Here is a 24,169-nt window from a genome sequence, read left to right on the forward strand (position 1 = left end):
TTCACGCCCCCGTGCCGACGGCGAGCGGGGCGAAGCGCTCCGCGCGCAGCACGGGCCACTCGTTGCGCAGGATGCTGTAGTACACGACGTCGCGGCGGCGGCCGCCTGGCATGTAGTTGTAGCTGCGCAGAGTGCCTTCCTCGGTGGCGCCCAGCGCGGCGAGGCCCCTGCGCGCAACGGTGTTGAGCACATCCGTCTTGAACTCCACGCGCTCGCACCCAAGGACGTCGAAGGCGTGGTCCAGGAGGGCGAGTTTGGCGGCCCGGTTGGCTCCGGTGCCGCGCAGGGCGGTCGCCACCCACGACCAGCCGATCTCCAGCCTCCGGTCGGCTCTGGCCAGGTTGCCGTACGCGCTGCTGCCGACGATGTGTCCGCTGTGGCGGTCGACGACGGCGAACACGATGCGCACGCCGGTCAGCGTGTCCTTGATCGCGGTCTCCAGGAAGGTGTTGAGGTCGGCTGGGGTTTCGATCCTGGTGACGAAGTGGCGCCAGATCTCCTCGTCGTAGCAGATGCGCTCGAACTCGGCGCGGTCGGTGACACGGATACGGCGCAGTTCGACCCTGTCGTTGGTGAGGACCGTGTCCGGCAGGTCGTCCCAGGTCATGCGGTGCTCCTCGAGGTGCTGGGGTGGCTGTTTGCGGGGCTTGTCGCGGGCCGGGAGGCGGTGACGACCCAGGGGTGGTCGGCGGTCGGGCCCGTGCCTGGTGCGGTGCGCCTGCGGTGCAGACGGGAGAGCTCCGGGCGGTGCCGCTCGTGCACAGCTCGTCGTCTCGGCTTGAACTGTCCGGTCAGCAGTCCGTTCTCGGTCGAGAAGGGCTCCGCGGCGATGACCAGGGCGTGGACGCGTTGTTCCGGCAGCAGCTCCTTGTTGAGTGCGGTCACATGTCGGCTCAGCTCCTCGTCGTCCGCGCCGCTGGCGGGTGAGAGCGAGACAATCGCAGACAGGAACGTGTCGCCCGTGCCGTACAGCACGCAGTCTTGGATGCCGGGGTGTGTGCGGAGTTTCTCCTCGATCAGCGGGGCCAGCACGTTGTAGCCGCTGTCGAGGGTGATGACATCGTCGACCCGCCCATGGATGAAGAGATAGCCGTCCTCGTCGAGGTGACCGAGGTCGTGCGTCCGGACCTCGCCGGTGGGCAGGAAGATCTTCTCGTCGGCTCCGGGGCCGCTCCACGTGTACCGGTGATTGACGGGGTGCCGGCTGCCGACGATCAGGATCCCGTCCCGGTCGAAGCGGACCCTCTTGTTGGGAAGGACCTTGCCGACGCTTCCGGGGCGGAAGGCGCCGGGGTGGTTCTTCGCCACGATGCAGGTCTCGTTGAGGCCGTAGCCCTCGTACAGCGGCACTCCGGAGCCGTTGAAGAACTCCAGCAGCTCGCGGCTCGCCGGGGCGGAGCCTGTCCAGAGGTAGCGGACCAGGCCGCCGAATTCGGCTTCGATGGCCTCCTGTCGCTCGTCCGCGCTGGCAGAAAGGATCGTGCCTTCCAGGCGTGCCCGCACTTCCTCGTAGAAGCCGGGGACGCCCATGACGACCGTGGGCTGTGTCCTGCGTGCCATGTCGAGGGCGTCGGTCTTGCGCGCGAGCGTCACGTCGTGACCGTGGACGAGCGCGGAGTAGATCCAGTAGCGCTGTTGGAGGAGGTAGTTGCCGAGGAAGACCAGGAGGTTGTCGCCCTCACCGTGGGCGAACATTCGCTGCACCTCGTGGAGGGAGCTGTTGACGCTGGCCACCGTGGCTTCCAGCCCTTTGGGGGCACCGGTGCTGCCGGAGGTGAACTTGACGGCCAGGACGTCCGCGGGGTCGTATCCCTGGTGCCAGGCCGGTACCGGCTCTGAGGGAATGTCCTGTGCCCAGGCCGTGACCGACCTGATGTCGCGCAGCGGGCCGTCGTCGCAGGCGCCGTCGGTGAACAGCAGCGCCAGACCGTAGTCCTTCACCACCTGGTCCGGTTCGAAGCAGACGGGTTCGAAGCCTGCTGTGACGGCGCCGAGTTTGATCACGGCGAGGTCGAGCAGAACCCATTCGATGCTGTTGGGGGCGAGGATGCCGACCCGGTCGCGTGGCCTTATCCCCAATGCGTGTAGGTGCCGCGCCACGCGCGCCGCGCGCGTGTCCAGCTCCGCGAGGGTGAGGGAACGCACCTCGTCACCGACGCGGTAGTGGATGCGATGCCGGTGGTCGGTGCACGCCTTCAGCGCCAGTGTGTTGACGACGTCGAGGATGGGCGTTCCGTCGTGGTCCTCGCCCGCGATCAGGTCAAACATCGGCGCTCTCCTTGTCGTCGCCGCCGAGGAAGAACACCGTGTCGGTGAGCGTGACCTTCGTGCCGGCCGGCAGCAGTTCGACGCCGCCGGGCCAGTCGGCCGTGTCGGGCAGGCCCAGCGCTGCCGAGAGCCGCCGGCCGAACCGGGGCATGATCGGGGCCGCACAGCGGGCCAGCAGTCGCGCGGCGGCGAGTTCCAGCGCCAGGGCGGTGCGGGTTTCGTCCTGCCACGGGCCGAGTCCGGCCAGCGCGCGCTCGCGGTCGGCGAAGGCGACGGTGTCTTCGACGATGCCGTCGAGTTCCGTCGCGGCCCGGTTCAGCGAGAACCCGTCCTGACCGAGGCTGCGGGTGATCGCGGTCAGTCTGACGGCGAGGCGATCGAGGAAGGCGGTGTGCTCGGGGGTCCACACCCCCGTGTCGGGGGCCCGTCTGTCGTGGTGCTCGTCAATCCGGCTGCCGAGACCGTTCAGCCACCGTTGCCAGGTGCCGATCAGGGTGTCGCTCAGCAGCGTCTCGTACGCGGTGGGGTCGAAGTTGGTACGCCGGCCCTCCGGGCGGGTACGGGCGAGGAAGAAGCGCACCGCGTCGACGCTGTCGGTGCTGAGGATGTCCTTGCCCCAGATCGCGTGCCGCCGGCTGGTGGAGAACTTCTGGTGCTCCAGCAGGTAGAACTCGTTGACGTGGTAGTCGATGTCCGGTTCCCAGCCCGGGAAGGCCAGCTTGTAGAGCACCGGATAGAGCAGTGAGTGGTAGAAGCTGTTGTCGTATCCGAAGAAATGCACGATCTTCCAGGCCTGCTGCGGCGCTTTGGCCCGCCATCCGCGGTTCAGGGTGCGGCCCAGGGCCTCGATGCCGTGCAGGAATCCGTACGCCATCTCCGGCCACACCCAGATGACCTGCCCCTTGGCGTCGGACTCTCGGGGCGATACGCCCCAGTGGGCGGGGTGGGTCAGCGGCAGTTCGAGCAGAGGGCGGGTGAAGACGCGGTGCGCGAGCTCCCGTAGGCGGGCCGGCACCCGTCCCAGGCGGTGATGGGCCGCCACCGTGGCCTGGAACTCGTGCAGGGGCAGGCAGTAGCGGTCGGCGGCGGCGCGTCGGGGCGGTTCGCCCGAGCGCTGGGAGCGCGGGTCGGTGAGGTCCGTGCACAGGTTCGGCTCGCCGCACTCCTCGCAGATGTTGCCCCCGGTCGGTTCTCCACAGCCGGGGCAGCCGCCGGACACCACCACCTCGTGCAGATAGTCACCGGTGCTGGCGTCGAACAGGGCGGGCGTGGCGCGTTTGTTCACGGCCCCGGAGGCCACGAGACGGGAGAAGAAGGACCGCAGGCCGTCCGGATAGTCGGTGTCGGCCTGGGTGACCGTGTACTGGTCGGGCCGGATGTCCATCAGCGCGAGGGTCGCGGCGATCTCCGCCGAGAAGTGCGCGGCGGTCTGCGCCGGGGTGCGTCCGTCGCGTTGGGCACGGTCGGCGACGTAGCTCTGGTGGTCGTCGCTGCCGGTCAGGTGCCAGGCCTCGACTCCGTTCATCCGTTGGAAGCGCGTGAAGACGTCGGCTCCCAGGTAGGGGCCGGAGAGGTGGCCGAGGTGGAGGTCGCCGTTGGGGGTTGGCGGAGTGGAGAAGACGAACACCGGCCGCTTCCCGAACCGGCGGCGGTCGGCCGGCGCGGCGGCGGCCGCCGCGGCCGCGCGGGCGGAGTCGCGCCAGTACAGGTCGAAGAAGAGGAGCTCCTCCGTACCTGTGTTCTCGATGACATGGGTCTCGAACGGTTCGAACATCGCGACCGTTCCGGGACGAGCGGGTGTGCGCTCCCCGTCGACGAGGAGTTCGCCGGTGCCCCGGACAATGACGAAGATCTCCGTCTCGTCGTGCTGGTGGGCCTCGCTGCGGCCGCCTGGCGCGACTCGCCCCCAGCCTGCCCCGGGACCGATTCCCGGGACGGCTGCCATGTCGATGCCGAATGCGGCGGAGAGTTCGTCCGGGGTGAAGCGGCTGATCTTCACGCTGCGCTCCTTCGTCCTGAGGTGACGTCCAGCAGGCTGGCGGCTTCGGCGGCGATCGCGGGCGCCAGCCGGTACCCGGAGCCGCCCGCGGCGCCGGCGAACACGACGCGCCCGTTGCCCAGTGCCCGTATGAGGGGCTCACGCGTGGGGCTGTAGGCGTCGGAGAAGACCCGCCCCGAGGTGGCGTGTTCGACCAGGGTCGGCGCGTACGCGGACAGGCACGTGAGTGCTGCGTCCAGGTCGGTTTCGCCGACTCCGCCGGTGAGCCGGTCGGGATCCACGTCCCATTCGCGGCAGGTGTAGCTGAAGAGCCAGTGGCCCCGGTGGTGCAGCGGGAGCAGGAAGGCGTCCTGGTCCTCGAAGACGATCGCCCCGTCGTGCTCCGTGGGCGCCCGGTCGATGTGCAGGGCGACGATCTTCTTCACTCGGGCGCCGAGCGGTGCCACCAGGGAGCGCCACGCGGGATCCGCGATCCACGGTCCGGGTGCGAGCACCACGTGTGACGAGGTGATCGTCCGCCCGGTGGACAGGCGCAGGGTTACGTGCGCGGGGCCGGGCTCGACGGCGGTGACCCTGGTTCCTTCCCGGAAGGAGACACGGGTGCGCAGCTCACGCGTCAGGGCCTCTGTCAGCGTGCCGACGTCGGCGTACTGACAGCCGCGGCCCGTCCATACTCTGGTCCCGGCTGGTACGTCGACTAGCCCGCCCGGTACACCGGCGACTGGGGTCAGCGCGGCGGCGGGGAGATAGGTACGCCCGACTCCGGACGAATCCGCCGACAGGACGTGCAGGTCCAGCGGGTGGATGGGGAGAGCGGGGGCGTTGTTCAGGAGGGCCGTGTAGAAGGACTGGCTGAAGTCCGCCATGGCGCGCACCCGCCCGGTCGCACCGCGTGGGAAGTGCAGTCCGGCGGAGCGTCTGCTGGCGCCCGAAGCCACGACGTCCCGGTCGAGGACCATCAGGCGGGCATCCGGGGCCGCGGCCAGGACGGTGCGGGCCACAAGGCAGCCGATGATGCCGCCGCCCACCACCGTGATGTCGGTGTCGGTCATCGGAGCACTCCCTCCAGGACCGGGGAGGAGCCCGGTTTTCCGGACCATTCGATGAAGGACTCCAGGGGCTCGTCACCGCGCGTGTTGCGGATGCGGTCGGCGATCCGTCGGCTTCGCCAGGCGACGAGGCTCAGGTTGCGGTCCGCCAGGCCCCGCTGCGCGGGCGCGGCGTTGTGAACGAAGATGTTGCGGTCGGCGGGGCCGTCCCACCGCACGGCGAAGCTGTCGTCGATGCCGAGCTCCTCGCCCTCGTGCTCCAGGCGGTGCGCGATCGGGTCGAGGAAGGTCATCGGCGCCGGGCGGAACCCGGTTGCCCAGACGAGTACGTCGGCCTCGATGGTTGTGACCCGGTCCCCGTGGTCGCTGTTGCGGACGCCTATGGACCACTCGCCCCTCACGCCGCGCCCGGCCCGGACCACCTCGCTGCTGGGGTGGAGGGTGACCAGGTCTGCGTTGCCCTCGACGAACCGGTGCACGTAGATGCGCTGGTAGATGCTGCGCAGCGTGGCCTCGGATATGCCGTCGCTGGTCAGCATGTGGGCCTCGTTCAGCCGCTCGCGGGCGGGCCTGTCCAGGCGGGCGAAGTGGTCCGAGTAGCTCGGTGTGTAGAAGTCGTTGGTGAACGGGGAGTCGTCGATCGGGAAGTAGTTGTGGCGCCGGGTGATCCAGGAGACGCGGCGTGGGCGTTCGGCGGCGGGCTGCGAGATGAGGTCGAGAAACGCCTCGGCACCCGACTGCCCTCCGCCCACGACACACACACGTTGGCCGGCGAGAGCGCGTGCCTTCATCGCGAAGTCGCAGACGTGGAACTGGTCGTCCCCGGACAGGCTCTGTGCCACGGGCGGGTACCAGGGGGCCGTGCCGATGCCGACGGACAGGTTGTCGGCGGTCAGCGTCCGGCGGTCCGTCCGCACCACGAAGGCCGTGTCGAAGTCCACCGAGACAACCTGTTCGCCGAATGTGACGTTCTCGTTCTGCTCGGCTGCCCAGTTCAGGTAATTGCGGAATTCCTGCCGGGGCATGGCATCGAACTGTGCGTTGATGAAGTGGTACATCTTCCGGTGGGCGTGCAGATACGCCAGGAATGAGAACCTGTTGGTCGGATCCGCCAGGCTGACCAGGTCCTTCAGCATCGACACCTGGAGCGTGGTGCCGGGCAGTTGCTGTCCGTCGTGCCAGGTGAACGTTTTCTTCCGGTCGAGAAAGAGGCTGGGGACCGTCTGGTCTCCGTGCAGGAGAGAGGCGAGGCTCAGATTGGCCGGACCGACTCCCACACCGATGCAGCCGTAGTGCTGCTCGCCCCGTTTTCCGCTCATGCGAATTACCCCCTGGACCAGTGGACTCGCTGACCGCCTCCACTGATCCTTCGCCGCGGTCGGGGACGCAACCAGTCGCTTTTCTCCATGACTTGACAGAGGCCTGGATCAGCGATACGAGACCGTTTGGGACAGGGGAGGTAATCGGGCGGGAGCGAATCGGAATCGGCGCGAGGGATTCTTTCTCCGACCACTGCCTACCGAAGGATCACTACGTGACAACCCCTTACTCCGATCCGAGTGACGGTGCGGAGCCCCGTACGGCTTTCCAGGAACTCGCGGACGTCGAGCGCTGGGCCGAGCGCAAAGGTTCCGGGGCCGGCGCGGCCTCCTTCGTCTCGGACAGGCCCCTGAACGGGCCCCTGTTCGGCGTCAGCACCGCGACGAACAACGGCATGCACCACATCGTCGGCATCTCCCCCCGGCCGACGCCGGGCCAGGAGCCCGCCGCCGAGCCGCCGACCGCGGCCGAACGCGCCGTACTGCGGTCGGTGGTCAGAGCCGCGCTCGATCTCGTGGGACACGAGTCCGGAGACGCCTGGGCGGAGGTGGTTCTCACGGCTCGCGGGCCGCGGATCGCCACATTCCGGCTCGGTGAGGCCACCCGGAACAGCCCGCGCTGAGCGTGTGTGACCAAGCGGTTCCCGCGGCCTGGTAACGCGGCGGGAACCGTTCGGGAAGGGCCGCGAGCAGCATCAGTGACGTCAACAGCGGACATCACTCCACACGAAGGGCCCGACATGGCGCGCAAGCTGGTTGGAATGATCGGAATCATCACCACGGCCATCGTCATCGGCCTCGCTCCGGCGGTGGAATCGGGTCATTCCCAGGCGCGTCACGCGGCACCCCTGGTACTCGCCGAGGGCAAGGGTCCCACCAACGGAACCGACACCACCGGGTCGTGACCCGGACGTCCTGGCTCCACCGGCCGGCTCAGGCACCGCCGGTCATCTGCGCCAGCGGTCGCACGGTACGCCCATCGATGTGAACAGCTCGTCGCAGGCCACCCGGTGGGCGGTCGCGGCTCGGTGGTCACCCAGGGCCTCGGCGGCGCGAGCCATGCCGAGACGGGCGTACGCGTCCTCGGGAAGGTACTGGAGCCGGGAGGCGAGTTCATGAGCCTGCACGTGGAGGCTCAGTGCCTCCTGGTGCTCCCCGTGCTTGTGGAGCACCCGCCCGATCACGTTCCTGACCTTGGCCGACCTGATCGGCGACGCGCTCGACTCCACGGTCCGCAGTGAGCGCCGGGCGTACTCTGCGGACCGCTCGGTGTCCCCCAGGGCGTGCGCGGTGTCGGCGGACAGGGCCAGCACCAGGGCGGCGATGCCCGGCTCCCGGGTGTCGTCACAGATCTCCCGTGCCCGGGCCACGGCGGCCTCCGCCTTCGCGTACTCGCCGAGGCCCACGTACGCGAACCCCAGATCGATGAGCGCCACGAGGCCGTTCTCGTGCTGGCCTACCCGGCCGCACAGCTCCACCGCACGGTGCGCGGCCTCGACGGCCTCCTGGTAGCGGCCCCACTGCTCGTACAGTGTGCTGAGGATGGTGAGGCTCTCCGCCTCCGCCCGGTGCAGCCCGAGTTCACGCTCTGTGGTGATCGCCTGCTCCAGATGGGCCAGCGCCTCGGAGAAACGTCCCAGCAGACTCTCGTACAGCCCGAGCGTGCTGTCGCTGTGGGCCTTGGTGGCGAGGTCCCCCAGACGTGCCGCGAGATCTCTGCCCTCCCGCGCCACCTCGACGCCCTCGGTGAACCTGCCCAGTTCCCAGCAGGCGACGCCCAGGTTGGCCAGGCTCACTCCCAGCAGCGCGTCGTCGCCGAGGCGGCGGGCGGCGGCCACCGCCGTGCGGGCCAACTCCCCGAACTCGTCGAGTAGACCGTGGGCATTGAGATGAAAGACGACGTTGCGGGCGAGACATACCGCATGCCGGTCGTATCCGTGGCGCACGGCCAGTCTCACCACAGACATCAGAGTGATCTGCTCGCGTGCGAACCACTCCCCTGCATGCTCGGCGGTCTTCAGGTAGGGCAGCTCGAACGTCGAGGCGGGAAGGCCGCTCGGGATGTCGCGCCGGCCCGGGAAAAGGGCCTTGCACGCGACCTCGGTGGCGGTGAGGTAGTAGCCGAGCAGCTGGTCGACCGCCGCCTCGTGAGCGGGCGGAAGGGCTCCGCCGTGCAGCCCGCGGGCGAAGCTGCCGACCAGGTCGTGGAAGGTGTAACGGCCGATCTCCGGCTGCTCAACGAGGTGGACGTCGAGGAGGCGTTCCAGCACGTCCTCCCCGTGCCGTGGCCAGGTGCCGAGCAGCGCTCCCGCGGCATACACGTCGATGCCGCCACCGGGGTGCAGGGCGAGGGTACGGAACGTGGTGCGGCTCTCCTCGTCGAGTGCCTGGTACGACAGCCGCAGGGTGGCGGCGACACTGCGCACTCCGATGCTGAGCTCGTCCAACCTGCGGGTCTCGTCCCGCAGCCGGTCCGCCATGTACTGCAAGGTCCAGCGGGGGCGGTTGCCCAGCCTTGCGGTCGCGATGCGCAGGGCGAGGGGAAGGTGGTCGCAGAGCCGGGCCAGTTCCGCGGCACCCTCGGGTTCGGCGGCGACACGCGCCTCACCCAGTATCTGGGCCATCAGGGTGCGACTCTCCGCGGGTGTCATCACGTCCAGGGTGAGCCAGTGGGCTCCGTCCAGGTCGATGAGGCGGGCCCGGCTGGTGACCAGCACCAGGCAACCGGGGTCGGTCGGCAGAAGGGGGCGGACGGCGGCCGCGTCCGAAGCATTGTCGAGGAGGATCAGCATCCGTTTTCCGACGAGCAGCGTGCGCCACAGCGCGGTACGACCCGCGAGGTCGTCGGGTATGCGGGCGTCGGGCAGCCCCAGGGCCCGTAGCAAGGTGCCCAACGCGCTGACCGTGCTGACGAGTTGCTGGTCGGGCGAGTAGGCGCGCAGGTCGATGTGGAGCTGACCGTCCGGGAAGGAGTCGGCCAGCCGGTGTGCCGCCCGCACCGCCAGCGAGGTCTTGCCACTGCCGCCCATCCCGTCGATGGCCACGATCCGAGTGCCCGCGCCGCCCTGCTGCCGGGCCTGAGCGAGGATCTGGCCCAGTTCAGACTCCCGGCCGGAGAAGTCGGACACGTCGTAGGGGAGGGTGCAGGGCGATTCGACGACCGCAGGGGCCGCCGGGGCGGGAGCGGGGGACGCCGACGGGGATGCCGACAGCTCCGGGCTCTCCCGCAGGATGTCCTCGTACAACTTGGTGAGCCTGGGCCCGGGATCGATGCCCAGCTCCTCCACCAGCAGCTCGCGGGTCCTGCTGTACTCCTCCAAGGCCTCCGCCTGCCGTTCCGACCGGTACAGGGCGAGCATCAGCTGGCCGCGCAGGGTCTCGCGCAGCGGGTATTGGGCGACGGTCTCGCGCAGGTCGACGACCAGTTCGCTGCCTTCGCCGAGGTCCAGACGCAGGCCGAAGAACTGCTCCGTGGCCGCGAGCCGCCGCTCCTCCAACGCCGTGGCGGCCGCCTCGATCACGGGGCCGCCGTCCCCGGCGAGCACGGGGCCGCGCCACAGTGCGAGAGCGTCCCCCAGCGCACTGGCAGCCTCTGTACGGCGGCCGGCCGCGACGTCCTCCCTCGCCCTGGTCACCAGGGCGTTGAATTCCGTCAGATCAAGCTGGCCGGGGGCGAGTTCCGCACGGTATCCGGGGCCGTCGGTCAGCAGGATCTCGCCGCCCCCGGGGATACGGCGGCGCAGGTCCGCCACCGCCTTGCGCACCTGATGGGATGAGGTGGCGGGCGGATCCTCGGCCCAGGCGGCGGCCACCAGCCGGGTGACGGGAAGCACCTTGCCGGGTTCGAGCAGCAGGGTGGCGAGCACGCGCTCCTGGATCAATCCGCCCAGCCGGAGCCTCTCGTCGCCCACCCATGCCTCCAGCGGGCCGAACAGGTTGAAGCGGAGTCTGGTGTCGAAGCCGGCTCCCATGTGCGTACCACCCCCGTGGCGTTTGGCCCTGGTCAGCTACCGGAACTCAAATCCCGCCGATGGTAGATCGTTTCCTTCCGGGCAACCAGAGGTGCCCGGGGCGGGAACCGGCGGTAACCGATCGGGAGCGGATCGGGAAGCGCCGCGCGGAGAGTCACCGGCAACAACGGATTCCTCTCGCAGGCTCAAGACCACGAAGGATTCACATGACTGCGGATCTCACCACGTCACCCATGACTCCTGGGCCCGAACGAGAATCGCCGCTCTCTCAACGAGAGAGGCAGGTACTCGCCCATATCGCCGCCGGCTTCACCCATCTTCAGACGTCCCGGCGGCTGCACATCAGCCAGAGTTCCGTGGAGACCTATCTGCAGCGCATCCGCCTGAAGCTGGACGTTCCCACCCGTGCCCACCTCATCCGCGCGGCGATCGAACTCGGGTTGTGAGGAGAGGGACATGAGCGAGAACAACGTAGAGAACGCAGCGAACACCGAGACCGCTGCGACCGCAGAAAAGGCAGAGGACAAGGCGCAGTGGCGGATGCGGATGCTGCGCGAGGCGAAGAAGGTGCTCGCGAGGCCCTCGGCGACCGTGCCGCTGAACGAGCGGCTCGCCACCCTCGTCGCACGGTCAGCCACGGTCTACGACCTCTCCTCCCCGCCGGACGTCTACGGCGACGGTGTCGTGGCCGATCTGGAGAAGCGGGTGGCCGCACTGCTCGGCAAGGAGGACGCTGCTTTCTTCCCCACCGGCACCATGGCGCAGCAGGTGGCGTTGCGCTGCTGGGCCGAGCGCACCGGCAACCGCCGCGTGGCGCTCCACCCGGTGTCCCACCCCGAGGTCTTCGAGGCGGACGCCTTCCGGACGGTGAGCGATCTACGGCCGATGAAGGCCACGGGAGCCCCTCGCCAGCCGACCGCCCAAGAGATCCGCGACCTGCCGGAACCGTTCGGCGCGCTGATGCTCGAACTGCCGCTGCGTGACGTCGGATATCTGCTGCCCACGTGGGAGGAGCTGGTCGAGGTCACAGAGGCGGCGCGGGAGCGCGGCGCCGTGGTGCATTTCGACGGAGCCAGGCTGTGGGAGTGCACACCGCACTTCAAACGCTCCCTGGCCGAGATCGCCGCTCTGGCCGACAGCGTCTACGTCTCCTTCTACAAGTCGCTCGACGGGCTCTCGGGTGCGGCCCTGGCGGGACCGAGTTCGCTGATCGAGGAGAGCAGGATCTGGCGGCACCGTTACGGGGGCAAGATCTTCCAGCAGTTCCCGGCTGCGCTGTCCGCGCTGATCGGTCTCGACCACGAGTTGCCGCGGCTGCCCGAGTACGTGGCGCAGGCGCGTGTCGTGGCGGCGGCCATGGCAGAGGGGTTCCGGGAGTCCGGCCTCGGCTGGTTCAAGGTACAGCCGGAGGTGCCCCACACCCTCCAGTTCCAGGTGTGGCTTCCGTTCGCCCCGGAGGCACTGCTGGACGCGGCGGCACGGCAGGCGGAGGAGAGCGGGGTCTCGGTCTTCCAACTTCCCTGGTGGGAACCGGGACTTCCGCCCGGAATCGCGCTCACCGAGGTGACGGTGACAGCAGCCGGCCTCGACTGGACCCCCGCCGAGGTCCAGGCGGCGGTCGTCGACTTCGTGCGCTGTATCGAGGGATAGCTCACCGCGGCCTTCGGTCACCGCACGGCCGGCCGCTCACACGCCACAGGAGTTCGTCGACGGAGCCGAACTCCGCCCGGCGCCTCCTACTCGGACAAGGACCTACGTATGGTACGAACCGCAGCTCTCTCCGGGCTGAGCGGCACGGCGCTGCCCCGCCAAATCGCCGATGCCTACCTTGAGGACCTGATCGCACTCGACCCGATCACCGGCAGCTTCCTGGGCGTGCGCGAGTGCGACACCCGGTTGCCCGACTTCTCCCCGGCCGGCCGAGCCGACGCGGCGGCGCTGATCCGTGGCGCGCTCGCCCGGCTCGACGTCGCCGAGCGGATTCCCGGGGCGAAGGAGGAGGTCGAGCGACGCTGCGCCCGGCTGCTGCGCGAGCGGCTGACCGCGGAGCTCGCGGTGTACGAGGCGGACGAGGAACTGCGGACGGTCAGCAACACGCACTCACCGATCCACGCCATCCGCGACGTCTTCTCGGTGATGCCCACCGACTCCACGGCGGACTGGGAGGCGGTCGCGGAGCGGCTGCGAGCCGTACCGGCCGCCGTCGAGGGCTACCGGGAGTGCCTGGCCCTGGGCCTGAAGCGCGAGTTGTACGGCGGTCCGCACACCACGGGCGTCTTCGTCGGACAGCTCACCGAATGGGCGGGCGACGGCACGGGCTGGTTCGAGGAGTTCGTGGCCCCCGGCCCCGACTCGCTGCGTGCGGAACTGGAGACGGCGGCCTGCGGTGCGACGGCGGCGCTCGCGGCGCTCCGCGACTGGATGCGCGAGGAGTACGCACCCTTGGTCGCGGATGCTCCCGACGTCGTGGGCCGTGAGCGCTACGCCCTGTGGTCACGGTTCTTCAACGGCACGGACCTCGACCTCGGCGAGGCGTACGCCTATGGCTGGTCGGAATACCACCGGCTGCTCGGCGAGATGTGCGCCGAGGCGGAGCGCGTGCTGCCGGGGGCGGAGTCTCCGTGGGCGGCACTGCGGCACCTGGACGAGCAGGGCACGCACATCGAGGGCGTCGAGGAGGTGCGAGCGTGGTTGCAGGGCCTGATGGACGAGGCGATCGAGGCGATCGACGGCACCCATTTCGAACTCGCCGAGCGGGTACGCAAGGTGGAGGCGCGGATCGCCCCGGAGGGCGGCGCGGCGGCACCGTACTATTTCCCCCCGTCGGAAGACTTCTCGCGCCCCGGCACCACCTGGCTGCCGACCATGGGCCGAACCCGCTTCCCGGTGTACGACCTGGTGTCCACCTGGTACCACGAGGGCGTTCCGGGGCATCATTTGCAACTGGCGCAGTGGGTGCACAAGGCCTCGTCCCTGTCCCGCTACCAGTCCACCGTCGGCTGGGTGTCGGCGAACTGCGAGGGCTGGGCGCTGTACGCGGAGCGCTTGATGGACGAACTGGGCTTCCTCACCGATCCAGAGCGCCGGCTCGGTCATCTGGACGCCCAGATGATGCGTGCCGTCCGCGTGATCATCGACATCGGCATGCACCTGGAGATGGCGATCCCGGCGGACTCTGCCTTTCACCCCGGCGAGCGATGGACACCGGGGCTCGCCGAGGAGTTCTTCCGCGCCCACAGCGGCCGCCCGGCCGAGTTCGTGTCGAGCGAGCTGACCCGCTATCTCTCGATGCCGGGGCAGGCCATCGGCTACAAACTCGGCGAGCGGGCCTGGCTGCTCGGCCGGGAGAACGCGCGCCGACACCACGGCGAGTCCTTCGACCTGAAGGCGTGGCACATGGCAGCACTCTCGCTGGGGTCGCTGGGGCTGGACGACCTGGTGGACGAGTTGTCAAAGCTCTGACTCCGGCTGAGGCCGATAGGTGTGGTCGAGAGGTCGGCCAGCCAGGGTCTGGGCGGTCAGGGCCTGCTGGGCTGCGGTCAGTCCCGCGCGGTTCCAGTGGAAGACGGTCCAATACGCGGCGGCCCGCCTCGGGGTCAGTGGATACCGGGTGGCGGGGCGGCTGAGGCACTCGGCGTGCCATGCCTCAAGGGTGGGGCCGCTGGTGCGGGCGAACGTGTGCAGCAGCGGCGACTGGTCCGCTTGATCGAGGCCGGGCCGATCGTGCGGTGCGGCCCAGACCGTGTCCCACCGAACGCGCAGGGACCTGGCCAGGGCCACCACCTCCGGCCGCGCCCACTCGTGTTCGGCCAGGCGGCGGCCGGTCTCCTCGGTCACGTGGTTCCAGACCTCCCGGTCCTCCCACCCCACCACACCGAGCTTGACGAACACATGGGCAAGCGCCCGGAAGGAGAGGATCAGACGCTCCCCGGCCGGCCGGGAGCCAGGCCGGGCGCCGGCGTGCCAGCGCATCCACAGCAGAGAGTCCGCGCTCCAGGTCCGGTGCACGTACCCCATCGAACGTGCCCCTCCGAACAGGGTCTGCTGCGGTTCGTAGACGGCACTGCGCACGTGGTCGCGGCCGACGATGCGTGCCGCGGCCGTGACCGCCTCCCGGCGCAGCTCGCCGAGGTGTGTGCCGTCGGCCGCCTGGAGCCGCCAGCGCAGGCCGGGCGGTTTGTGGATGAAGAGGAAGAGGTCGGCCAGTCCGGTCTGCCGCAGCCGCTGGGTCTCGTCCAGCAACCGCTCGTAGACCTCGGTGGACGGCGGATAGCCCGTCAGGGCCAGGCCGATGTCCACCCAGTTGTCGTGGTGGGTCGCCTGGTGGGGCGGGATCAGGGTGTCCTCCTCATCGGTCGTCCCGGGGCCGATGGGGAGGGGCGGTCGGTTCATGAGGCATCCCTGGTTGCTCGGTGCCATGAGAGGTGAGCGTGTTCCGCCGCGGCGGCCAGGGCCAGCAGACCGTCGGTCCCGCCCGGTCCCACCAGGCGCCCGGCGTGTTGGCGGACCATGAGGTGTCCCGCGTGGGCGACTGCGGCAGGGGCCGACAGCCGGCGCAGGTAGGTCTGCGTCGTGGCCGCGCGTTCCTCCCAGCGGTGCGTCAGTTCGCGTGGGGCGAAGCCGTCTTCGTCTGCAGCGCCGGTGAGCCGCGCGATCACCCGTCGGCGCAGGGGTGCGAAGCCACGACGGTCCGGCTCGATGCCGGCCAGGGGCCGGGTACCGCTCAGTCTGAGCCGTCCGGCGAGATCCAGGATGCTGAGCAGCGGGCCGTCCGGTACGGGGCTGTCCAGGGCGGCGAGTGCGCAGCGGGTGTCGGCCATGGCCCAGTGCTCCAGCAGTTCCGGGTGGGGTGAGGGCGTGCCGAAGCCCGCGTCCCGGGGGTAGGCCAGGATGATCGGCCCCTCTGCCGGCCACACGCCGGACAGTCCGGCGAGGAGCTCCTCCCACCTGCCCGGTCCGCACGGATCGAGGAGGATGCGGATGTCCAGGTGCTCCTCGTCCCTGTGGGTGAAGAACCACCGGTGTCCGGTGAGGATGCCCGACAGCTGGTGCCGAAGTTCCTGCCGCTTCCTGCCGGAGCAGGGCAGCGTGGCCCGCAGCCAGTCCCCGCCGGGCAGGACGGGGGCGGGCGGACGGGGGCGCTCCGGGGGGAGGCCGGCCATCGGCTTCCCGGGACCTGGACACCGTCGCTCCGTCGCGGCCATCGGGAAGACGGCCTCGACGAGATGGGCGCCACCGGGCGATCGAGCCCAACAGTGTTCCTGGCCCAGCGCCTCGGTCAGGACGAGGGGTCCCTTCTGTGCCTGGCGGTGCAGCAGGTGAACGTCGACAGGGTCGTCCAGACGCAGCGGAATCTGGCGGTCCCCGTCCACCAGCGTGACCTGCGGGGGGACGGACCACTGCCGGCACCACCGGGCGAACCGCCCGTGCCAGGAAGGGGCACGGGCACCGTCGTGCACGAGATCGCTCTGCGGGCGCCAGGTCTGGGGGCTGAAGACGGTGCGCCCACGCCGCACGCGCGGCAGCCAGGGTGCGTCGGCGAGCGTGCCCCAGCCGAAGGCGATGGCGAGGTTCTGGCCGCTCGCGGCGGCCAGCACATGGGCGCTGTGGGGGCCGGCCGCCTCCGAGTTGAGGGCGGTGGCGGCTCGTGGCAGCACCCGGACGCCCAGGCTCCGGGACCAGATCTGCGGGCCGTCCGGGCCCGGGGAGAGCAGCAGGTCCTGCGGACCGAGGTCGCTCTGGCGGATCCCGTCGTCGTCGGCGGGGGTGTTGGTGCGGATGCGGACCGAGCGGGTGAGGCTGGCCCGGGCGACGTTCTCGGCGGCCGGGTGGCGGGGGTGGAAGGTGACGTCGGCGATGAGGACCGGCTCGGGCAGCCAATCCGCGGCGGTCAGGTCGGCCCGGTCATGGATGGCGCGCAGGGCCTTGTCGCCGGCGCCGCCCAGCGCAGGGGCGAAGCGGGCCAGCGCGGTACCGGCGCTGCTCGCGGCCGGTCTGCGCACGTGCAGTTCGAAGTCGCCCCGGTTCAGTGCGGCCAAATCCGGCGCGGCGACGACAGCGAAGAGGTCCAGGTCCGTGACCGGGGCACCGTCGCGGACGGGAGCGATGGCGTCCAGGAGTGCGTCGTCCAGCACGATCTCTGTTCGGCGCTCGTGCAGCGCGGCGGCGTAGGCCGCGAGCAACGCGGGATGCGTGGCGGGCGGGCGGGGCGGCAGCGGCGGACAGGAGAACTCCGGGAGAGGGACGGCGTAACCGCCGGAGACCTGTTCAAGGTGGTCCTGGACGTGCCGGAGTTCTCGAGCGGTGGCGAACCGCGCGAGGACGCCCGCGGCGTCCTCGGCCTCCGCGCGGACGTCCGGCCCGAACGCTATGTCCGCGTCGACGACCGTGTCGACGTGCAGGGGGCTGCCCTCCACGGCCGGTACCCCGGCCACCTCGGCGACCCGGTCGGCCAGCTCATGGACGTCTTCGAGCGCGGGGCCGGCCGCGCCGGCCGGTGCCGTGGCGTAGGCGTCGACGATGGCGACGAACTCCTGCAGTTTCTGGGCCAGTTCGGGGCACAGGCGGCGACGGCGCAGCCGGTCCAGGACATGGGCGAGTGGGTCATGGCTGTGCGGGGGCGGCTGAAGTTCGGAGACGAGGAAGCCGTGCGTGACAAGGGTGCGGTGCAGGAGTACGCCGTCCTCGCGCGATGCGCCCTGGACGCGGACCGCGTCCAGGATGCGCTGGCCGGGGACCTGCCGGGCGGCAGCCTCCATCGCGGCGACAAGCGCCGCTGTGGCGCGCAGGGCGATCCGGCTGGTGCGTGCGTCAGGAGTGAGCAGGACGTAGGTGTCGTCAGTGCGTCGTACGGCGGGGTTGGCCGCGTACTCCAGGGTGCTCAGTCCGGCCGTCGAGCGTTCCGTGCTGTTCACGACCGCCCTGAGCCAGGCGGCGTCCGGGCGGACCACGCGCCGGTGCTGGGCTGGTTCGGCCACGCTCCCGCGTCCGGCGTCAGCGAAAGGGGCGAGGGTGACTCCAGCGAAGAGACCAAAGGGCGTGGCCCGGGCCCGCATTCGTGCCGCGTAGGCGGTGAGGCTCACGGCGAGGGTGCGTAGTTTCTTCACCGGAAGCTGGTCCAGCGGCTGTCGGGCCGTGTGCGTCGTCGAGGGGCTCGCCAGCGCGACCGCGTCCATCAGCAGGTCGTCACTCAGCAAGGCCGTGATCCGCGCGCGCAGCTGCTCCGGGGTGGGTGGTGCTGTGGCCACTCCCGCGCCGTCATGGGGGCTGCCGATCTGCGCGAGCGGAATCCGCACCAGCGCCGGCCCGGCGCTGGTGTAGGTGACGGGGGGCGGGTCGTCCGTCATCACACCGGCCTTTCTTCCTTCGGCTGTCGTGTCTGGTGGCGGACGGCGGGCCGCGGCGGGGTGAGCCGTCGATGCGGCAGTGTTCGGACAGGACCCGTGAGCAGGGTGGGTGTGGTGGCTCCGACCGGGAGGCTGCCGGAGCCAGCCAGGCAGTAGGCCGACCACGTGTGCAGGGTCCCGGCACACCCCACGGCCCGTACGTCCTGCAACAGGTGCCGTGCTTTTGCGGTGACGAGGAACGGCTCCAGCCGGGTGCGGCCGTCGTCCTTCGTGGCGTCCTTGACCTCAAGCACGACCGTGCCATCCCGGTGGTCCAAAGACCCGAATCCCAGCCGGTGGACGTGGATCACCGGTGCACTGGTGTCGCCCAGCGCGCTGTCCAGGGCGGCGGACGAGGCGGCGGGTGCCAGTTCGAGGTGGCTCATCCGCGGTTGCGGCCTGTGCCAGGCGTCCTCGGCACGCCACGGGCCGTCGACGTTGTCCTCCAGCAGGCCCGCTAGCCGCCCCGCGGCGAGCAGGGGGCGACGGCGCGTCGGCGTGCCGAGCATGGTGTGCTGGTGCGCGCCGAAGCCTCCGGCGTGCCGCGGGTTGTCGTCGATGGTCAGCCGGTCGTACGCCACCTGCCGTGTCAGGTGTCCAGCCAGCAGCGACGGACGATGCCGGGTGCTCTCCAGGAGGTGGCCGCAGACCTCGTGCAAGAAGGCGCCGGCGCTGCCGTCGATGAGGAGCAGCTGCACCCGGGGAGCAGCCGTGCGCGGGGGTGCAGCTGCTCGGGCCAATGCCTGTTCCACCTGCTCGCGGAGCCGGTCGAGGCCGTAGGCGATGTCACCGCTCCACGCGGCATCTGCCTCGGCCACTCGCCGCCCCGCCCTGAGCACATCGACGACGACGGCCGACGTGTGTAGCGTCTCGTGCCTGGACGGCCCGTTTGCCGGCAGCAGCAGCCGGTTCTCTACGGCGACGTGAGCCTCGACGACCAGCTTCAGGTCGTCGTCCCGGGGCAGTTGCCGGGCGACCGCCTCGACGAGCAGTGCTGGCTCCCGGTCGATGTGCGGCGGCATGACGAGCTCGGCGTCGGGTCCAGCGGCACCATGTGTGTCAGGGCATTCCACCTCGACGACCTGGGACACCGCACGCAGCGCGCGCGTGCCGCACTCGTCCACGGCCGCATGGCGGACCGGGGACGCCTCGGGGCCCGCCGCACAGTCGAACACGAGGGCGGCGGTGGTCCGCTCGACATGGTCCGCGAGGCGGCGGATCCTTACCTCCGTCCCCGGACCGGTGCCCACCGCGGCCGCACGCCGGTGGCTGCGGACCGTCACACAGCCAGGTCCGTCCCCGGCGGCCGGCGCCGTGCGGTGACCGCCCGCTCCCGCGAGATCGTGGCCGGTGGTCGATGGGGTCATGACGCCGACTCCGCGGCCGACGGAGAGAACAAGGGTTGTGCCGCTCGGGCCCGGTGGTGGCGCACGGCGGGCACGAAGGCCGCCAGGGCCAGCACACTGCCGCCCAGGCCCACGGCCCAGGTCCCGGTGCGCACGTCCAGCGCCGCGACGAGCCCGCCGAGGATCACCCCGCCGAGCGCGAATCCTCCGGTGATGGACGACTCAACGAGGCCGTAGAAGGCGCTGGAGTCGCTCTCGCCGACGCGGTCGGCATACGACGTCCAGTACATGGGCTCCGGAATGTTGGCGGCCAGACCCACGAGAACAGCGCACCCGAGGGCGACCAGCAGGCTGGGACTGGAGCCGAGGAGACCGAGAATCACGCCCATCGACACCACGCTCGTCACACACAGCAGGAGCCGTCCCTGCTTGGCCACGCTGCCACCGATCAGGACACCGAGAACGGAACCGGCGCCGACAGCGGCGGTCAGCCACCCGATCGACCCGTTGCCGGCGTGCAGCCGGTCGCCGAGCAACGGCAGCAGGACCAACGAGGCACCGGCCACCGTGCAGGCCACCGCCTGGGTCATGACGCAGGCCAGCACCGCCGGATCCTTCCGCATGGCCCGTACGGCCGTGGCCAGGGCGCCCTTGCGCAACCCGGCGGCCTGCGACTGCTCGGCCACTGGCGCGGCGGTGGCCGTGGGCTCGCGGACTGCGGCCACGAACGCCAGTGACAGCAGGAAGCTCGCGGCGTCCACGACCAGGGCACCGACATTGCCGACGGCGGTGCTCATCAGTCCGCCGAGCGCCGGGGCGACGACGATGACCGTGGTGCCCGTCGCGCCGATCACGGCGTTGAAGCTCGCGCGCTGGTCGGGGTCAATGACATCCCGCTGAAAGCGGCGTTCGGCCGGCCCGTGGAAGGCGGACACCAAGGAGCAGCCCACAACGAGGGCCACGAGCAGCCACGCCGACTGGTGGGCACTGGCCGCGAGGGCTGCCAGGAACAGCAGGCCGGCCCGTACGGCGTCGGCGAGGATCATCACCGTTCGCGGCGCCAGAACCGCGCCCCAGCGCCCGGCCCATGGCCCCACCATGAAAGGAACGACGACGCGCAGCGCGGTGAACAGGGAGAGAGCACCGGCCCCACCCTCTTCGAAGACCAGCGCGCTCATCGCGACGTAGAGGATCCAGTCACCGGCCTTGGAGATCGAATCCGCGACAAGCAGGCGCCGTGCGTCGGGAAGGTGCGCGATATTCTTGTAGTTCGTCAGGGCGGCTTTCATGGAGGCCTCGCTCTGTCTGATCGTCTGCTCGTCTACTCGGAAGGCTTGGGTCGGGTGGGGTCCGGGCGGTGGCCGCTCAGGCGGTCCTGGCGCTAGGGGGCGCCACCGTTTCCCCCGTGGCGCAGTCACAGGCCGGATGTCCGGGGAACGGCTCCAGCACGGTGCGCGGATGCTGGAAGCGCACGATCCCCCCGACGGTGGAGGGTGGTGCGGCACCGGTCAGATGGAGCACGATCTCCGTCGTCATCAGATGGGCGACGGTGAGCGGGCCGGAGACGAAGGCCGGGTAGCGCCACGACCGCTTGGCCGCCAGCGCGTTGACCAACAGGTCGTGGCGGTCCCCCAGTTCCTCGCGCAGCCGGTGTTCGAGACAGCCGAAGCAACCGGCCGCGCTCGGGCTGTACAGCGGTCCGACGGAGCCGGCAAAGGCGCCCAGGTAGGGCGTGCCGCTCTCTTTGCAGACCTCGTCGATCCACCGGTTGAGCACGAAACGCGGCGCGTCGGCGCACACGGCCACGAAGTCGGCACCGTCGATCGAGTGGCGGACGTCGTCCTTGCCGCGGACGTACTCGGGCAGAACCCGGTAGTCGGTGTACCGGGAGAACCGCCGCAGCTGCTCAGCCAGGCAGTCGGCTTTACCCCGCCCGCTCTGGTCCGGGCTGAAGAGGATCTGCCGCACCAGGTTGGACGATTCCACGGTGTCACCGTCGACGAGGGTCAACCGTCCGACTCCCACGGCGGTGAGCGCCTGGGCCAACAGGCTGCCCGCCCCGCCGAGGCCGATCACAGCCACGTGCGCCGCGCGCAGCCTGCCGAAATAGTCCCAATGCCCTTGCGACTCGGTGGACAGCGTGCCCAGCCACTCAAGCTCCGTCGAGAAGCGATCGACGAGCTCGTCGTCCGCCCACGGTGGGCGCTGTCCGTCGCGCAGCGGTACGAGGATCCCGGCCCGGGTCAAAGGGGCAAGGAGACGCTCGACCCGGCTGATGGTGGTGACCGACGTGTCACCGATGACGCGCTCGACGACGTTCCTGAGCGTCGGCCGGTCGCTTTCGATCAGCAACAGGATCCGGCGCAGCGTATCGGGCGGCTCGGAGATCACCCGGTGATCGGCGTAGACGCTGTCGAAGAACAGGGAACCGTCGGCCAGTTCGAGCATTTCCCACTGGTTGCTGAACTGCCAGCGCTCGTCCCCCTGTCCCACAGCCACCGTACGAGCCGCGGTGGTGCGTCCGGTGACGCCGAACCGCGGCACCGTCGCCTCAGACACCGCCGCCCTCATGACGGCACACCCTCTCGTGCCAGGCACTCGCCCATGGACGCGCACAAGGTCTGCCCGTCCTTGGTCCACCGCGCCGTACTGTCCAGCACGATCAGCGCCTCACGCAATGAGTCCAGGGCGAAGCGCCGGCGCTCCTCGACCGGGCAGCCGTCCAGTGGGCCACCGCTGGGATGGACGCTCAGATAGCGGCTCAGCCCTTCGGCGATCCGGCACATGACGAAGGCGGCGTGCAGGACTCCGCGCAGCGGCCGCGCATCGGGACGCAGCGCGTGGACACCGATGGCGTCCGGGTTGTCGAGGAAACGCGTGAACTGTTCCCGCAGGGCCAGCGCGTGGTGCGCCGACTCGTGCAGCAACAGCTCGAACATACGCAGCGGGTCGCTTGCCTCTTCCAGTTCGGCGTAGACGACGCCGTACGTGCTCTGGATGGTCGCCGATCGCAGCGGCCCCCGCGCGAAGACGAGGTACTGGACCAGCAGGTTGTGTTCCGTCCACGCATCAGGCCAGGAAGCGCTCAGCGCCTGCCGAGCCAGCCTCAGCGAAACGCGCACGTCGTCTGGCAGGTCGGTGACGACGCTCCCCACTTCTTCTTCGCCCCAGTTGAGGGACCGCAGCACCTCCTGCAGTCCGTCACGCAGCCACAGCGGGTCGCGGGGACCGCTGTACACCTCGGTCGGCTGCGGCACGCCGGCTTCGTCCAGCCAACGCACGACCTCGACGGGATCGGTGTCCGCGACGGTGCCTTTGTACAGGGAGTGCACGGCCGCTGGCGCGAGACGCCGGGTCCGCGGAACGAGGTCCTCGACCCGCCGCCGCTCGGCCGCGTCCACCCGGCCCGCGGCGCGCCGAGCCAGACTGCGGTGATAGATCACTGCAAGCCGCTCGGTCCGGCTCGCGTCGATGCCGATCGATCGCACCTGCTCGGCAAGGTCGACGGGGATCGCCTTCACTGTTCCTCCTCCTCGGTACTCATCTGCGCGATCGCTCCTGGTGGGTGAGAAGCCGGGGGCGGAACCTCGAATCGAGATCCCGCCCCGAGTGCTGCCGACGATGGGACAGCCGCCAGCTCACGAATGGCGGCGCCCAACGCTCGCGGCCGCTCAGCGGCCGGATGATCAGGCGAGACGCGGCTCGGTGTAGGTGAAGGAGGTCTCCGCCGTCTCAAGCTCGATCTCGACGTCGAGGTCCGCGGCGACCTTCGTCTCCACCTGGTCCTGGACCGGGGTGCCCTGGATGTCGTTGGTGTTCTCAGCCATTTCCGTCTCCTTCAGTCGGGCCCGCCGTTCGGGCTTGACTCAAGATTCCGGCATGGCGGGGTGGTCCAACCAGTCGGAAAAGTAGACGACTTGACGTGAGTAGAGATCACGTATAAATGCGCATGGCACTCGTGATCCAGTTCGACAGGGGGCGTCACGAGACACTTGGTTCTCGTGGATCTCTTGGCGGCCACGACGAAACCCGAATGGAACCCGCATGAGTGACGGAATCGCCTGGATCGGTGTGCACAGTACGGCAGGCAGTTCAGCCGCCCTTCCGGGCATGCTGGGAGGGATATCGCTTACCTGTGCACGCGGCGTCGACGCGGACGAGTTCCTCATCGCGCTGGGTGCCGATCTCGACGAGCTCGCCGACCGTACGCTCTGCAGGGATCTCCTCGTGCCAGTGAGGCGACCGGGCGACCGGTCACCGCACGTCAATCGCGCGATGTACGGGACGTGCGGCGAGTGGGTGTACGTGCTGGAGGACTGGGGCGCGGCGACGTGGGCCACCGGCTACCGGAAGGTGGAGTCGATGCGGCCCGCTCCGGACGAGGAGATCGTCTGCGTGGCCTTGAACGCCTGGAGTCCGCCGCAAAGGATCATCCATGCGCCGGGCGACGAGAGCGCCCGTCAGGCCGAGTTCGGACAGGACACCGGGGAAGGCTCGGCCTTGGATGCGGCCCTCCATGCTGCCGGCGCTGTGTTCCCCTCCATCGGGGAAGTGGGTGAGGCCGCTGCCGTGGCGCACTTCGAGGAGCACGGGCCCCGGCTTCCCGAAGCGGTGTTCACGGCTGTGGGCGACTACTGCGGCCTGTCCGTCGATCGGGCAGCCGTGGAGGCCGGGGATCTTCCCGCGGTCCTGATTCCCATGGTCTGACCTACGCGCCAGGACGCGGTGCGCAGCCTCCACCCCGGGGTTCCGACGAGGAGGAGGGAAGCGATTCGTCGAGCGCGCCGCGTACGAGAGATTCATGGGTGTCACGCAGCGAACGCGCGGCTGGG

General features: G+C 70.0%; 19 protein-coding genes. 6 read left to right on the forward strand and 13 right to left on the reverse strand.

Going from position 1 to position 24,169, the window contains the following annotated elements; all coding sequences use genetic code 11:
- Nucleotide 1: 1 nt before the first annotated feature.
- The 5 genes from OG199_RS00120 to OG199_RS00140 are packed head-to-tail and all read right to left on the reverse strand — an operon-like array spanning nucleotide 2 to nucleotide 6,635.
- Nucleotides 2-607, reverse strand: coding sequence for a GNAT family N-acetyltransferase (locus tag OG199_RS00120; protein WP_405827120.1), 606 nt, complete (start codon nucleotides 605-607; stop codon nucleotides 2-4).
- Nucleotides 604-2,268 carry an AMP-binding protein gene (locus OG199_RS00125; RefSeq protein ID WP_405827122.1) on the reverse strand — a complete coding sequence of 555 codons (1,665 nt, stop codon included), beginning with the start codon at nucleotides 2,266-2,268 and terminating at the stop codon, nucleotides 604-606. The genes OG199_RS00120 and OG199_RS00125 overlap by 4 nt, the downstream gene beginning before the upstream one ends.
- Nucleotides 2,261-4,267 carry a class I tRNA ligase family protein gene (locus tag OG199_RS00130; RefSeq protein WP_405827124.1) on the reverse strand — a complete coding sequence of 669 codons (2,007 nt, stop codon included), beginning with the start codon at nucleotides 4,265-4,267 and terminating at the stop codon, nucleotides 2,261-2,263. The genes OG199_RS00125 and OG199_RS00130 overlap by 8 nt, the downstream gene beginning before the upstream one ends.
- On the reverse strand, nucleotides 4,264-5,319 hold the full coding sequence (locus OG199_RS00135) for an FAD-dependent oxidoreductase (protein ID WP_356802810.1): 1,056 nt from the start codon (nucleotides 5,317-5,319) through the stop codon (nucleotides 4,264-4,266). The genes OG199_RS00130 and OG199_RS00135 overlap by 4 nt, the downstream gene beginning before the upstream one ends.
- Complete coding sequence (locus tag OG199_RS00140) at nucleotides 5,316-6,635, reverse strand: lysine N(6)-hydroxylase/L-ornithine N(5)-oxygenase family protein (RefSeq protein WP_405827126.1); 1,320 nt, start codon at nucleotides 6,633-6,635, stop codon at nucleotides 5,316-5,318. Before OG199_RS00140 ends, OG199_RS00135 begins: the two co-directional genes overlap by 4 nt.
- 215 nt (nucleotides 6,636-6,850) lie before the next feature.
- Here OG199_RS00140 and OG199_RS00145 point away from each other — a divergent pair, with 215 nt between their 5' ends.
- Together OG199_RS00145 and OG199_RS00150 are read left to right on the forward strand one after the other, a co-directional pair.
- Nucleotides 6,851-7,258, forward strand: a complete 408-nt coding sequence (locus OG199_RS00145) for a hypothetical protein (protein WP_405827128.1) — start codon at nucleotides 6,851-6,853, stop codon at nucleotides 7,256-7,258.
- Nucleotides 7,259-7,396: 138 nt separating this feature from the next.
- A complete protein-coding gene (locus tag OG199_RS00150) occupies nucleotides 7,397-7,540 on the forward strand; it encodes a hypothetical protein (RefSeq protein ID WP_356802816.1) in 144 nt (47 codons plus the stop codon).
- A gap of 42 nt (nucleotides 7,541-7,582) precedes the next feature.
- On the opposite strand, the gene OG199_RS00155 is transcribed toward OG199_RS00150, so the two are convergent.
- On the reverse strand, nucleotides 7,583-10,606 hold the full coding sequence (locus OG199_RS00155; protein ID WP_356802817.1) for a BTAD domain-containing putative transcriptional regulator: 3,024 nt from the start codon (nucleotides 10,604-10,606) through the stop codon (nucleotides 7,583-7,585).
- Nucleotides 10,607-10,839: 233 nt separating this feature from the next.
- On the opposite strand from OG199_RS00155, the gene OG199_RS00160 reads away from it, so the two are divergent.
- The 3 genes from OG199_RS00160 (at nucleotide 10,840) to OG199_RS00170 (ending at nucleotide 14,068) form a co-directional block, all read left to right on the forward strand.
- The gene (locus OG199_RS00160; protein WP_405827131.1) at nucleotides 10,840-11,052 is read left to right on the forward strand and encodes a response regulator transcription factor; all 213 of its coding nucleotides are present in this window, start codon (nucleotides 10,840-10,842) and stop codon (nucleotides 11,050-11,052) included.
- Nucleotides 11,053-11,062: 10 nt separating this feature from the next.
- Nucleotides 11,063-12,256, forward strand: a complete 1,194-nt coding sequence (locus OG199_RS00165; protein ID WP_405827133.1) for a threonine aldolase family protein — start codon at nucleotides 11,063-11,065, stop codon at nucleotides 12,254-12,256.
- A gap of 108 nt (nucleotides 12,257-12,364) precedes the next feature.
- Nucleotides 12,365-14,068 (forward strand): DUF885 domain-containing protein, encoded by a 1,704-nt coding sequence (locus OG199_RS00170; protein ID WP_405827135.1) that lies wholly within the window; start codon nucleotides 12,365-12,367, stop codon nucleotides 14,066-14,068.
- On the opposite strand, the gene OG199_RS00175 is transcribed toward OG199_RS00170, so the two are convergent.
- From OG199_RS00175 to OG199_RS00205, 7 genes are all read right to left on the reverse strand, one after another.
- Entirely contained in the window at nucleotides 14,057-14,998 is a 942-nt protein-coding gene (locus OG199_RS00175; RefSeq protein ID WP_405827137.1) for a thiopeptide-type bacteriocin biosynthesis protein, read from the reverse strand. The two genes, OG199_RS00170 and OG199_RS00175, sit on opposite strands and share 12 nt — an antisense overlap.
- Nucleotides 14,995-17,952, reverse strand: a complete 2,958-nt coding sequence (locus OG199_RS00180) for a lantibiotic dehydratase family protein (protein ID WP_405834367.1) — start codon at nucleotides 17,950-17,952, stop codon at nucleotides 14,995-14,997. The genes OG199_RS00175 and OG199_RS00180 overlap by 4 nt, the downstream gene beginning before the upstream one ends.
- A complete protein-coding gene (locus OG199_RS00185; protein WP_405827139.1) occupies nucleotides 17,952-19,358 on the reverse strand; it encodes a metallopeptidase TldD-related protein in 1,407 nt (468 codons plus the stop codon). Before OG199_RS00185 ends, OG199_RS00180 begins: the two co-directional genes overlap by 1 nt.
- The gene (locus tag OG199_RS00190) at nucleotides 19,355-20,626 is read right to left on the reverse strand and encodes an MFS transporter (protein WP_405827141.1); all 1,272 of its coding nucleotides are present in this window, start codon (nucleotides 20,624-20,626) and stop codon (nucleotides 19,355-19,357) included. Before OG199_RS00190 ends, OG199_RS00185 begins: the two co-directional genes overlap by 4 nt.
- A gap of 76 nt (nucleotides 20,627-20,702) precedes the next feature.
- Nucleotides 20,703-21,896, reverse strand: coding sequence for a HesA/MoeB/ThiF family protein (locus OG199_RS00195; RefSeq protein ID WP_405827143.1), 1,194 nt, complete (start codon nucleotides 21,894-21,896; stop codon nucleotides 20,703-20,705).
- Between the two features lie 8 nt (nucleotides 21,897-21,904).
- Nucleotides 21,905-22,858 carry an aKG-HExxH-type peptide beta-hydroxylase gene (locus OG199_RS00200; RefSeq protein WP_356802833.1) on the reverse strand — a complete coding sequence of 318 codons (954 nt, stop codon included), beginning with the start codon at nucleotides 22,856-22,858 and terminating at the stop codon, nucleotides 21,905-21,907.
- Between the two features lie 165 nt (nucleotides 22,859-23,023).
- A complete protein-coding gene (locus OG199_RS00205) occupies nucleotides 23,024-23,164 on the reverse strand; it encodes a hypothetical protein (RefSeq protein ID WP_356802835.1) in 141 nt (46 codons plus the stop codon).
- Between the two features lie 217 nt (nucleotides 23,165-23,381).
- Here OG199_RS00205 and OG199_RS00210 point away from each other — a divergent pair, with 217 nt between their 5' ends.
- A complete protein-coding gene (locus tag OG199_RS00210; protein ID WP_405827145.1) occupies nucleotides 23,382-24,044 on the forward strand; it encodes a hypothetical protein in 663 nt (220 codons plus the stop codon).
- Nucleotides 24,045-24,169 lie beyond the last annotated feature (125 nt).

It is taken from the genome of Streptomyces sp. NBC_01176 (genome assembly GCF_045039825.1).
Lineage (GTDB): Bacteria > Actinomycetota > Actinomycetes > Streptomycetales > Streptomycetaceae > Streptomyces.